The 12,378-nt window shown below is 29.2% G+C and carries 11 protein-coding genes; 10 read left to right on the forward strand and 1 reads right to left on the reverse strand.

Going from position 1 to position 12,378, the window contains the following annotated elements:
- Nucleotides 1-9: 9 nt before the first annotated feature.
- Entirely contained in the window at nt 10-2,793 is a 2,784-nt protein-coding gene (locus H518_RS0115685; protein WP_028889949.1) for a TonB-dependent receptor, read from the reverse strand.
- A 175-nt stretch (nt 2,794-2,968) separates the two neighbouring features.
- Here H518_RS0115685 and H518_RS0115690 point away from each other — a divergent pair, with 175 nt between their 5' ends.
- The 10 genes from H518_RS0115690 to H518_RS20050 all read left to right on the forward strand — a co-directional run bounded on the left by H518_RS0115690 (nt 2,969) and on the right by H518_RS20050 (nt 12,364).
- Nucleotides 2,969-4,021: an endonuclease/exonuclease/phosphatase family protein gene (locus H518_RS0115690; RefSeq protein ID WP_028889950.1), complete on the forward strand. Its 1,053-nt coding sequence runs from the start codon at nt 2,969-2,971 to the stop codon at nt 4,019-4,021.
- A gap of 350 nt (nt 4,022-4,371) precedes the next feature.
- Complete coding sequence (locus H518_RS0115695) at nt 4,372-4,914, forward strand: hypothetical protein (protein ID WP_028889951.1); 543 nt, start codon at nt 4,372-4,374, stop codon at nt 4,912-4,914.
- 403 nt (nt 4,915-5,317) lie between these two features.
- Nucleotides 5,318-5,716: a type VI secretion system tube protein TssD gene (gene tssD / locus H518_RS0115700; protein WP_028889952.1), complete on the forward strand. Its 399-nt coding sequence runs from the start codon at nt 5,318-5,320 to the stop codon at nt 5,714-5,716.
- A gap of 562 nt (nt 5,717-6,278) precedes the next feature.
- Nucleotides 6,279-8,087 (forward strand): type VI secretion system Vgr family protein, encoded by a 1,809-nt coding sequence (locus tag H518_RS20045; RefSeq protein WP_051263810.1) that lies wholly within the window; start codon nt 6,279-6,281, stop codon nt 8,085-8,087.
- Nucleotides 8,088-9,551, forward strand: a complete 1,464-nt coding sequence (locus tag H518_RS0115710) for a hypothetical protein (protein ID WP_028889953.1) — start codon at nt 8,088-8,090, stop codon at nt 9,549-9,551. It begins immediately after the preceding gene.
- Nucleotides 9,552-9,562: 11 nt separating this feature from the next.
- Nucleotides 9,563-10,054, forward strand: a complete 492-nt coding sequence (locus H518_RS0115715; protein ID WP_155995249.1) for a hypothetical protein — start codon at nt 9,563-9,565, stop codon at nt 10,052-10,054.
- Nucleotides 10,055-10,195: 141 nt separating this feature from the next.
- Nucleotides 10,196-10,678: a hypothetical protein gene (locus H518_RS0115720; protein WP_155995250.1), complete on the forward strand. Its 483-nt coding sequence runs from the start codon at nt 10,196-10,198 to the stop codon at nt 10,676-10,678.
- A gap of 70 nt (nt 10,679-10,748) precedes the next feature.
- Complete coding sequence (locus H518_RS0115725; protein ID WP_028889956.1) at nt 10,749-11,180, forward strand: hypothetical protein; 432 nt, start codon at nt 10,749-10,751, stop codon at nt 11,178-11,180.
- A 153-nt stretch (nt 11,181-11,333) separates the two neighbouring features.
- Nucleotides 11,334-11,858: a hypothetical protein gene (locus tag H518_RS0115730; RefSeq protein ID WP_028889957.1), complete on the forward strand. Its 525-nt coding sequence runs from the start codon at nt 11,334-11,336 to the stop codon at nt 11,856-11,858.
- 122 nt (nt 11,859-11,980) lie between these two features.
- Nucleotides 11,981-12,364, forward strand: a complete 384-nt coding sequence (locus tag H518_RS20050; protein WP_051263811.1) for a hypothetical protein — start codon at nt 11,981-11,983, stop codon at nt 12,362-12,364.
- The last annotated feature ends 14 nt before the right edge of the window (nt 12,365-12,378 follow it).

A 12,378-nucleotide genomic window follows, 5' to 3' on the forward strand; every position in this document is an offset into this window, starting at 1 on the left:
CTGTTTTTTTTAAAATCTATAATTTATATTTAAGAAGTAGGTTGCGCCTCTACCGTACCAGTATTTAGTTCCGAAATTGGGAGTTCCATTTACTTGATCTTTACTTTCTAATTTATAGTTTGCAGTTCTTCCTTGTTCGTAGCCTCCTGTTTTATATTTTTCATTAAGTATATTATTTAAACTCGCAAAGAATCCGATGTATTTGCCTTTACCAATGTTCCAAGTTTTTCCTCCAATAGCATTTAAGGTGAAATAGTCATCAAATCTTTCTTGTGAAAGTAATTCTCTTGCTATGTCAGGATTAAAATTTGGAAAAAATTGACCATCATCAGAAACAAAAGAAGTAGTTCTTTTTATTATTGAAGGAGATACATAGATGTTACCTAAATAATTAAGTGTCATTCCTATAAACCAGTAGTTAGGGTCTCTGTATTCAAAACCGAAAGAGTAGGCTGTTTGAGGGCCTGAAGCAACTCTGTAATTTTTTAGGTTTGCTGTTCCGTAATCTTTAATACCCCTATCATTAAAGCCAGTATTATTAGATTTTGTACTAATCTCAGAAGCTAAAGTTACATTAGGATTATTGTTATAAGTGTATTGCCCGATATTGGCAGCTGCTTTTAATTTAAAGCTAGATACTACTTGTGCTTCAATACCTATTTCTGTTCCAAAATGTTTTTTATTTATTCCTGTTGTAATTTCCTGAACAAAAAGATTATCAGCTCCAGTAAAGTAAAAAGCAATATTAGTGGCATCTTTAATTGTTGTGTAGTATCCTGATAATTTTGCGGTAATAAAAGGTGTTCTTACAATATAGCTAGCATCTAAAGATGTGATTTTTTCATTATTTAAACTACTCACATCTGCTACAGTCAAGTTATTGAATCTTGAATTTACAAATGAGTTTCGGATAGATGGAGCTTTACTAATATATCCCCCGTTAAAATCTAATAAATGACGCCCTGAAATTTTATAAGTGAAACCTGCTTTAATTCCGTAACCAAAGTGCTTTATTTTTTTAGATCTACCAAAAGAGTTTGGTATTGTGGCGTTTGTTGAACTTCCTGGGTAGATACCGTTTTTATACAAACCTTCTCTTTGGTATGCTTTATTATGAATAGCAGCAGCAGTATAAAAATCTATTTTATTGTATTTAAATTGTAATTGAGTAAAGCCACCATAAACTTGTGACATTAGTTTGTAATTGTACTTAAATCGATCCCCTTTTTTTACCACTCGATTAGGGGTTCGTAAATCGTTTTGAAGATTGTCATTACCAATATCTCCAAATTTATTAATGTCTAAATATCCGCTTGCGCCAAATAAATCTAATACATTGGCAAAGTTTTCAGAATTTAATTTTTTATATTCTAAGTTACCACTTAACGTAATATTGTTGGTTAATTCAGCATTTAAATTAGTCGTTACTGTTAATAGTTTATCATCGTTACGATCTTCATAGAGAGCAAACAAAGCGTTGTTATTGGTGTTTTCATTTCCAATATATAAATCAAGCCAATTTAACTGTCCGTCATTTTTAAAATTTACGAACGATTTATAGGCATTTGCATGATCTGGCCCATAAGAGTTGTTTAAAAAATAATTAGGTAGTTTTCTGTAATAAGTTGGGCTTGGATCGTTACCTCCATTGAAATCAATCCGACTATTACCAGTTTCCCCAAACTGATATGCAATTCCTGTATTTAAGGATATTTTACTACTTAATTTCCAATAGTGATTTAGCATAAAAATCGGCTCATTAACTCTTTTAATTCGAGCATTTCTAATTTTTCCGTTTTGATAGCCCCAATAAGGATTGTATGCTGTTCCTTTTAAATCAAAAACCTCCTGTGTGTTGGCAGCAGATTTTCCTCTGCTATTTTTAGCTTGAATGGCAGTGAAGTTTAAACTATGTTTTTTGTTAATTTGTTTTTCTAAAGAAGCAAAAATTGAATAAGCATTATATGAAGTTCCTTCAGTAAAGCCTTCGTTAGCGTGTCTTTTACTTGCCGATACGGTAAATGCCCATCCGTTTTTTAGTAAGCCCGAGCTGTACTTAGCCATTAAACGATGTGAATAACTTCTATTTGAAGATGCGTAAGAAATGCTAATGCTCTTTTTATAATAAGAAGCACGAGTATTAATGTTTGTAACTCCTAAAATACCACCGAAAGAATAGGCTGAAGGAGATAATCCGCTGCTAAAATCTTGATTTCTTAATACACTATTTAAACCACCCCAATTGCTCCACTGCGGACGACCGTTGTAGTGTTTATTCATTTCAATACCATTAATAAGAACCTTTGCGTTTTCAGACCCTAAACCTTTTATACTGTAGAAGGAAGCACTCCATTCATAAGCAGCAGCTAGCAAATAAGTGTCTTTTGATGATTGTAGTAAACCAGTAATGTTATCGGCAATGCTAGAATCATCATTTAGTTCATCATCTGTAAGCGTAATTATACTTAAGTCGATGTCATTGGAAGTGTCTTCGTCTATTGAAATATTTCCTAAATCTAGGAGACCTTCAGTTATTTGAATAGGAATGTTTTGAGTTTTAAATCCTTTTAAGGAAATTGTAATAACCAATTCTTTCTTAGGTAAATTATTTAGTGTAAAACCACCATTAAAGTTAGTTAAGCTATTAAAATTTGTTTTTTTTACACTTATTAAAACACCTTGTAAAGGTTTTTTAGAGTCGCTATTTATTACAATTCCTTTTATAGCGTTTTGTGCGCTTAAATTTAAAAAACTTAAACACAATAATAGTATTGTTACGGTAAAGATCCTCATAAACACTTATTTATAGTTTGTTTATTGGTCTTAATTCACCGTGAAAAGAAAATAAAAAGGAGGTGGGTAAAAATAATAAATAATAATTTAAATAATAATTTTTTTTATATTAAAATCTAGGTAAATTGTTGGTTGTTACATATGTGATGTTTTTTTGTCATATAAAAATTATGAAATGAAAAAGATATTAGGAATAATTAGTCTGTTTATTATACTGTTCTTAGGAAAGGTAGAAGCACAAAAAAAATATAAAATAAGAACGATAGGTTTTTATAATCTTGAAAACCTTTTTGATACTATAAATGATTTAGATAAAAATGATGAGGCAAGCCCTATAATGGAAATTAAAGGCGATCGAGAAAAAATTTATTGGGATAAAATAGATAAACTAGGGCAGGTTATTTTACAACTAGGAGCAGAAAAAACAAATACGAGTCCTGCAATTCTTGGAGTTGCTGAGGTAGAAAATGAAAAGGTGCTTGAAGATTTAGTAAACTCTAAAAACCTTAAAGATAAAAATTACGGAATTATTCATTTTGATTCACCTGATAAGCGTGGTATTGATGTTGGTTTATTATATCAGAAAAAATATTTTAAACCAATACATTTTGAGGTTTTTAATCCTAATATATACAAGGAAAACAGAAAAGTATATACGCGTGATATTTTATGGGTTTCAGGATATTTAGATGAAGAATTAATTCATGTACTTGTAAATCATTGGCCTTCAAGAAGAGGTGGAGAAGCAAAAAGTAGCGTATTGCGAGAAAAAGCAGCTTACAAAGTAACCCAGATAATAGCAGAAATTAAGAAGAACGACCCAGCTCCGAAAGTGTTTATTATTGGTGATTTTAATGATGACCCTACTAATGCTAGTTTTAAAAAGGTATTAAAAACAAAAGAAAAGAAACGTGATGTTAAAGAAGGAGATCTTTATAACCCATATGAAAACATGTTTCGTCGCGGTTTTAGTACCTTAGGATATAGAGATAATATTAATTTGTTTGATCAGATTGTAATAACATCTGCTTTATTAGATAAAGGAGAAAAAGATTTTTCTTCTTATAAAATGTTTAAATCGGGGGTTTTTAATAAAAGATTTTTAACTGAAAAGAAGGGGCGTTTTAAAGGGTACCCTTTTCGAAGTTTTTCTTACGGAAAATATACTGGAGGTTATAGCGATCATTACCCTGTGTATATGTATTTAATTAGGGAGGATAAAAACTAAAACCGACTCTCTTTTTTAACGTGAGTTCGATAGAAAATTAAAACGTATTTATTTACAATCATTTTATATCCGAATTGGTTACTCATTATAATCTAAAAGCTCTTGAAGCTTTGTTTGCTACTTTTAATAAAAAAAAGCCATTATGTTTTAATTAGTACTGTTTATGAAAAAGGTTTTTCTGTAATTTTTGTACACCGAAAGTTATAGTGAAAAAAGTGAGTGTACATAGCTGTACACTGAGGGAAAATAAAAATAAAATGGGTGTACATGCTTGTACACTTATTAATTTAAAAAATATACGAGTGTACATTAATAGACTTAAAAAAAATAAAAACAAAAAAAATTGAATTATGCTAACAGCTATAAGAACATGTTTTAAGATTACTAATATTTCATTAGCAAATTATACAGGAGCCTCGTACGATACGTTAAAATCGCTATCTTCAAATCGAAGATCGTACAACAATGCCCTATTTAATAAACTGCTAACAATATACAAAGCACTTGCCTTACAAACACCTATAGCAGCATTAGCACATGCGTTAAACTTTATAAAGAACGAAGAAGAAGTAGCGTTACCTAAATTAATGCAATTATTAAAAAAAGCAGAAAAAAAATTGCATAGAAAACATGCCTCGCTACAATTATTACAAGAAAAAAGAGCTAATTGGTTGCGTGGTATACATGCGTGTTTAGAACTATTACAAAAAGAGGGTTTAACAAGTAATGATACAAAATGGATTAATTTGCGTAAAAAACATTTAGAACTACAATTAGCCGATAGTTCACTTTTTAAAATAGTAGTATTACAAACGGAGATATCCGCTTTAAATACAGAAATTGCTAGTTTACATAATTTTATTAAAGAGTTTCAGAGTAATAGTACTTCATGATTTTTGTTATTACGTATTGGTATAATATGTATTGTGTTACCTTTTGGTTGTTAGAACTTTAAATTTTTAACAGACTTCTATTTAATGTCACCTTTATGCAAAATTGTTTTTTATTATAAACAATAAGTGATTATATTTACAACTCAAATTTGACAATTTGTAATTTTATAATTGCTATGTAAAATAAACTGTCATACTTGTATTTATATAGGCTACTAAAGCCTGTATTATACTATAAAAGTATCGTTATTGGGGATCTCCTGGTAGCGCATGTTTCTTTTTTTAGCTTATTATATAATTGCCTATTGTTATAGGAGAGTCCGTTTTATGTTTACATAATACTAGTTACGCTATGCATAAAGCAAAAGAAAATTTTAAAAATTAATAATTAAAAAACAAAATTATGGGATCGTTTAGAGCATCGCTAGAATTAGGAGGAAAAGAATTTGACGTATTAGCAACAGAATATTCTTTTAGTAGAGATACTGATAAGAAAGGTAAAATTGCATCTAATGTTTACGGAGGAAGAATCAACATTACAATAGAATCTACCGCAGATTCATCAGTAATCGAAGCGATGTTAAATAGCCAATTTAAAGCTATTGAAGGAAAAATTGTATTTAAGAAATCTGAAGAAGATTCAAAAATGAAAGAAGTTGAATTTAAGAATGCGTATATCGTATACTATAAAGAAAACTTACATGTAAACGGAGACGTACCAATGACTATTAACTTTACTGTTTCGGCAGAACAAATGACTATTGGTAATGCAGCTATCGATAATCGTTGGCCAGTAGCATAAGTACAAATTAATAAAGAGCAAACCTATAAGGTTTGCTCTTTTACTACTTATAAACGTGAGTTCTAACTAATAAAAAAGTGTCAGTTTGAGTGAAATTCTGGAATGATTTAGTATCGAGAACACTATTTTTTGGTTTAAATTGTCACTTCGAGTAATTTTCGTTAGAAAATTGTATCGAGAAGTATAATTTAAAAAATCAAAATATTTATAAAAGAGCTTTTGCTATAAGCTCTAATTTGAAAAAGAGAAAAATACTAATAGTATACGAATACAATAGTAGTAACAATAGTCTTGCTTAATTTATTTCAGTATTGCATACAAGCTAAGGCTATTTAGGTATGTAAATTAAAATAAGATATAATATTTGTAAACAAATGATGCTATTGTGTTGCGATTTTTACATGTTAAAGCTTTTTTGTTATGTGAATTCGAATACTACACAATATGTGTAAACAAATGATGTTATTTAGTTGAGTGGCAGTTATACATAATTTATTTATAGTAATACACAGTTTAACGGCTGTTTTAGTATGCTATTATTTCGTATTAAAAAAAATGAAAAATGAAACCAACAACAACGATTAATATAGACGGAGAAACGCTCTATAACTTTGAAAAAGTAACGCTTAACCAAGCCATAAACAATCATCATACCTTTAGTTTAATAGTAGATTATGATACTGTTGAAACCGTTGGTTCTTATACGCTAGACGACTCAAAAGAATGGTTAGGGAAATCGATTGTAATAAATTTTAACGATACCGATTTTTTAGGCGTAATAACCAATGTAAAACTACAACACAGCAATGGTTTTGATGGTAAATTGCTTGTTAGCGGATATTCTAAAACCATTTTATTAGAAAACGGTGCACACATGCATTCTTGGTTGCATAAAAGCTTAGATACCATTGTAAACGATACCGTTAGAGCAGCAGGCTTAACTGCCAAAATAAAACCTGTATTTAAAACACCAATTACTTACCAAGCACAATACAAAGAAAATCACTTTCAGTTTATACAACGACTAGCGAAACAATATAACGAATGGTTGTATTATGATGGTATACAATTGGTTTTTGGTAAACCAACCTTAGCAGCGGCAATAACGGTAGAATATGGAGCAGATATGGACACCCTTAATATTGCCATACAAACCATAGCAAGTACTGCCACTAGTTACGAATACAATGCATTGCAAAATGTTAGAGACGAAACAAAAACAAGAGGGCGTGTAGAGGGTTTAAACGAATTGGGTAGTTATGCTTTTGATGTATCTAAAGAACTATTTACCATAAATACTCAAGAAAATTTAGCGACTAAAGCAGAGAATAAAAGTGAAATAGACACTTTTGTATATAGCCAACAGGCAAGCAAAATAGCAACAGCTAATGTACTAAGTGCTACTAGTACCAAACAAGGTTTAACTGTAGGTACTGTTATAAAAGTAACAGGCGCTCAACGCGGAATTGATGCTTTTAATGTAAAAAATTATGGTGAGTATATTATTACTAAAATAACCCATACTGCTACAGGATCAAGTGAATATGGAAATGAATTTGAGGCAATTTCATCAGGTACAACCATATTACCCGTGCCAGAAGTAGCCTTTCCAGAAGCAGCTACTCAAGTAGCTACCGTATTATCAAATGAAGACCCGAACCAAAAAGGGCGCGTACAAGTACAATTTCAATGGCAAAAGCACGAACTAAAAACAAGTTGGATACGTGTAATGACTCCCGATGCAGGTAGTAGTGATCACCATGCACAAAACCGAGGACATGTTTTTATACCTGAAAAAGGAGATCAAGTAATGGTTGGTTTTCGTTACAACGACCCAAACCAGCCTTTTGTAATGGGAAGTTTATTTCATGGTAATAATGGAGCTGGTGGTAAAGATCAGAATAATTATAAGAGTATTATTACTAAAAGTGGGCATATTTTAGAATTTAATGATACCAATAATAGCGAGAGTATTACCATTACAGATAAAAATAATAATATTATATTTATTGATACTGCAAATAAAAATATACGAATTAGTGCGCCAGAAAACATTAGTATCAGTGCTAAAAATATAGACATTACAGCAAGTGAAAACTTAACGATGAGTGCTGGTAAAAATATGGGAATAAACACGGGTGATGATATGAATATTGGTGCGGGTGATAATTTAAATATGATTGCCAACGAAGCACTGTTAATTATGGCAAAAACAATTACCGAACAAGCATCAGAAAACTTTCAAACTCTTGCCACTAATTTAGAAGAACATGCCGAGGTAATTTCTAAAAACAGCACTAAAGAAAGTATCGATTTAAACAGCGCAGGTAGCGTAAATAATAATACAGGCGATAAAGTAAAATTATTTTAGATGAGTGGTACTATTATTAAAATAGGTAAAGTAATTACCAAAACAGCAGAAAAAATAATGCTGAACGCAACCAATGGAGATATTAATCTTAATGCTGCAAAAAGTGTAGTAGTTAGTAGCGATAAAGAAATTACTTACAGTAGTTATGAAGCTGTAACGCCAGATGCTCAAGAAGATTTATTGGTTAAAAAAGTAAAAGGTCCAAAAGAAGTAGTTGTAGGTAAAGAATATATTTTTACGGCAGCGGTGTTTTCTAGAAAAGCGACACCTATAGAGCTGCAATCTGTAAAATGGGCATATAAAATAGACGACGGGGCAATACAACATTTTAAAAACCCAGGAACTGTTATTGGTGGTGTAGTAACTAAAAAAATATACATTGATGAGGAGTTGTGGGATAATAAGACTTTAAAAGTATATGCTTATTTTCAAAACCCTAGTGATAGTGTTAGTGTAGCTTGTGATATTAAATTGTTTGAGAAGATATTTGTTGTTGGAACGGAACAACATTATAATACGCGTGAGAATAAATTGATTTTTGCGGCGCAAGCTATAAGAGAAGTCAAATTAAATAAAGAAAATAAAGCGGATTGTATTACGATTCTAATTTTTACAGACGGATATAATTCGAAAGAGTTAACAACTTTTGAAAGTAATGGAAAGACTTTTTTAGACCGATTAAATTTTATTAAGATTAATTCAGCCTCTGAAATGATTAATTATATAAATAAAGGAAATGAAGTTATATCAAGGGAAAATACAAAAATTAAAGAATTAAAAATATTCTCTCATGGATTACCTAGTAAAATAACTTTTGGTTTAGGCGAAGTTAATATCTTAAATATGAATATAGATAATAATTTAAACCAAGAGTTTAATAAAACACATGTTAATCAATTAAAAAAAGAATCATTTTCAAATGACGCAAGATTATATTCTTATGCCTGTAGAACAGGTAATAATAGTGAAAACGATAGTTTTGAAAAAGAAGGTTATGAGGTTGAATATTATCCAATAAATCCGAGAACATTAATAACAGCAACTGAATGGTTTGCAACAAGAGAAGAAGCGCAAAAGTTTTATGATAATAAAAATAGTTGGTATATTAATAAAGGGATAAGCATCAAACGCATTTCTGCTCCATTAAAAGTTGCAGACATAGAGAATAGTTTAGCACAAAAATTAGCAGATTATCTAAATATTTCTGTTTATGCTTATATAGTTCGATCAAATTATAGAAATACTTGGTATGATCATGAAGATAGAAACTACCAGAAAGAATACATTGAGATAGAAGACAAAAGTATTAGAATACAAAAAAAACCAACTTCTTGGGATGATGCAGAAGCGTTGTGGAATCCTAATGGTGCATATGGGGCGGTTGTTGGGGGTAATAGCCCTGAGAGATTACCAAAAAACTTGTTTAAATTCACTAAAGGAATGAAGCCTAAAAAAGAAAATTAAATAGGATACTAATGAAAAAAAATAAAACATATATAATTTTAATAACGCTGGCAATAAGCATAATCTTTTTGTATTTTATAGCTTCAAGTGCGTTTACAGAAATAACATTTCCTAATGAATTTGAAACCGATGATAAAGAAGCTTATTTATCTTTTTTAGAGACAGAAAAATACAATTGTAAAAATCAAAAGGATTTAGAAGTTATTTTTAGATATAAATTTCCTTTTGTTAATTTCAAAGGTAAGGTAGATATCACACTCCATGAAGATGAAAAAAAAAGAGTTATTTATTCAGGCATTTATAAAGATAAAATAAAGATAAAAAAAATATGTGTAGACTCTTTAAAAGGAGAGTTAGGGCTAATTTTTACTAGAAAAAAAGATGGAGCACGTTGTAGTTTTAACTACTATAATGATATTAGACTACATAGAGATAAAAAAAGACTTGAGTTTTATATAACAAATTTTAATGTAGGAAGAAATGATTTTGAGATTTTAGACTAAAAGAAGATTTTCTTAAAGCTAATCCAATGAATTGTAATAAAAATGGAGCAAAAATCAAATCAACACATCAAGGCGAATTTAACGACCATAGGAAAACAACTGTTACTACTAATTAGTTTAACTTTTTTTAATTGTACAAATATGAATACAGAACCAAAATTTAAAGTAATTGGCGAATCTGAAGTGTTAAAAGATTTAAGAATTAATTTACATTTAACACGTCAGACAAATCCTGAAGAAGAAATTTTTTTTACTTTATTGGATAAAGGAGTTTTATCTAATGTAGATACTCAATATACCTTTTTTCATAAAATATACTTTTCATATAAGGGGGCGTCGGTTGCAGTTTTAGAATTTGATAATATAGATGATAAAAGTGGTGATTATATTAATCATTTATATGTATCCAAAGAAAAGGATTCTTTATATGTACAGTATATTGGAAGAGAATCAGAAATTAAACACAAGAGTACTTATAAAAAAACACCTATGATTTCGCTGAAAGATTGGTATAATAATAAAACTATTACCTCTCAGAAAATGAAAGAATCTTATCATAAAATGTTTTTTGAATATTATAATCCCAAGAGTGCTTTATATCAAAAAATCAAATCAACACATTAAAGCGAATTTAATGACCATAGGAAAACGATTGTTACTACTAGTTAGTTTAACTTTTTTTAATTGTACAAATATGAATACTAATTTTACAATAGAAGGGCCAAAAGAGGTTTTAGATAAATTACATATCAATATTGAGTATACAGATTACCAAGAGAAGTGGCATTCATTCACAACATATCATAAAGGTAATAAGTATAAAAAAAATGTTGATGAAATTTTAGCTTATGGAGTTAGTATAAATTATAATAACACTCTTTTTTTTGAAGATTATTCTGATTTTAACCCAGATTATTTTAATTATTTGGGAGAGAAAAAAATATTTTTAAAAAAAGAAGGGGAAAGTATATATGCAAAAGTGGTATTCTTTAAAGAAGATGACCATAAAGAAAGTGGTTTTAAAAAATTGTTAACACTAGAAGATTTCTTTAAAAAAAATAAGATTGTAGACGACAGTATAAAAAACAATTATGAAAAATCATTTAAGGAAATACTTATACCTTAAGTAAATTTTAATGGGTAGTAGATTGGGATGAGGCTCTTTGGCATTCAAAAGGTGCTTTTGCTCCTCCAACAATTGGTAGTACACCTTATGGATTACCTAGTAATATGTATGTTTTTAAAAAGGGGATAAAGCCTTCTGAAAAATAATTAAAAGATGAAGAAATATAGAGGATACCTAATTTTAGTGGTTGTTAGTATAGTGCTTATAATTTATAAAATAATTCCTATCTCAGATAAAAGCTTTGAAGTTACTGATAAATGGATTAAAAAAATAGAAGAAGGTTATGAGGTAACAAAGAAAGAAGAAGTTATAAATAAAGGAACTTATATTAAAATTAAGCATATGCTACTTTATCCTTTAGATGACTATAAACTGGTAATAGAAAATCAAGATTTTAAAGTTCTTTATTACGGAGATTATAAACCTTCAATTAAACTAAATTTTAATATAGAATATGATAATTTAACTTTTAGCTTAATAGATAAGAATAATAATAGATTTTATTTTAGTAATGGTAAGAGTGGTTATGTAACATTTAATATTGTAGATAAGCCTATAAGAAATAGAAGTATAGAAATAACATTATATAATACCTTGCATCTAAAGTATGATACACGGTATAAAATGAATATTTCTGTTACTCGAGATGAATACAAAGAATTTGGCTGGGAAATGTAAAAGGAGGTAAATTAAAAGAGAGTTATATTATGTCAAAAAACATATAAAGCAATCAGAAAAGGGTACCCTGAAAATAACTTAGGTATTTTTCTTAAAGAACAAGATGTTAAAAAATATTTTAAATGAGAAATACTATAAAAACAGGTGTTATTATCACTTTTACCATATTAGCAGGATTGATTGCTATTTGTTTTCATGAGTTAGCAAGGATAATTTATGAGGAAAATTTTAATGTACAAAAAACAAATATTTCTTGGGGAATATTTGTTGAATATTTATTGTTTTATGTATATCCAATAATGGTATTAATAACTTCTTTTTTGTTATTTGCTAAAAAGAAATGGCTAGGTGTTATTCCTTTATTATTGCTCATTATTTATGTTTTGTATATAGGGGTGTTAAACAGACCTAAAAGAAGTTTGTTGTTAATCTGTTCTATTGTTGCTGGTTACGTAGTGCCTTTTTTTCTAACATATGTATATATATTTAAAAAGAAATGGAGATAATTTAATTATCATAT

This window comes from Tenacibaculum ovolyticum DSM 18103, from assembly GCF_000430545.1.
In the GTDB taxonomy this organism is placed as follows: domain Bacteria; phylum Bacteroidota; class Bacteroidia; order Flavobacteriales; family Flavobacteriaceae; genus Polaribacter; species Polaribacter ovolyticus.

What these genes read in the sequence shown, in the direction of transcription:
- H518_RS0115720 (WP_155995250.1), top strand. Translation starts at nt 10,196, where the DNA reads ATGAATACAGAACCAAAATTTAAAGTAATTGGCGAATCTGAAGTGTTA.
- H518_RS0115730 (WP_028889957.1), top strand. Translation starts at nt 11,334, where the DNA reads ATGAAGAAATATAGAGGATACCTAATTTTAGTGGTTGTTAGTATAGTG.
- H518_RS20045 (WP_051263810.1), top strand. Translation starts at nt 6,279, where the DNA reads ATGAAACCAACAACAACGATTAATATAGACGGAGAAACGCTCTATAAC.
- H518_RS0115695 (WP_028889951.1), top strand. Translation starts at nt 4,372, where the DNA reads ATGCTAACAGCTATAAGAACATGTTTTAAGATTACTAATATTTCATTA.
- H518_RS0115725 (WP_028889956.1), top strand. Translation starts at nt 10,749, where the DNA reads ATGAATACTAATTTTACAATAGAAGGGCCAAAAGAGGTTTTAGATAAA.
- H518_RS0115690 (WP_028889950.1), top strand. Translation starts at nt 2,969, where the DNA reads ATGAAAAAGATATTAGGAATAATTAGTCTGTTTATTATACTGTTCTTA.
- H518_RS0115710 (WP_028889953.1), top strand. Translation starts at nt 8,088, where the DNA reads ATGAGTGGTACTATTATTAAAATAGGTAAAGTAATTACCAAAACAGCA.
- H518_RS0115685 (WP_028889949.1), bottom strand. Translation starts at nt 2,793, where the DNA reads ATGAGGATCTTTACCGTAACAATACTATTATTGTGTTTAAGTTTTTTA.
- H518_RS20050 (WP_051263811.1), top strand. Translation starts at nt 11,981, where the DNA reads ATGAGAAATACTATAAAAACAGGTGTTATTATCACTTTTACCATATTA.
- tssD (WP_028889952.1), top strand. Translation starts at nt 5,318, where the DNA reads ATGGGATCGTTTAGAGCATCGCTAGAATTAGGAGGAAAAGAATTTGAC.
- H518_RS0115715 (WP_155995249.1), top strand. Translation starts at nt 9,563, where the DNA reads ATGAAAAAAAATAAAACATATATAATTTTAATAACGCTGGCAATAAGC.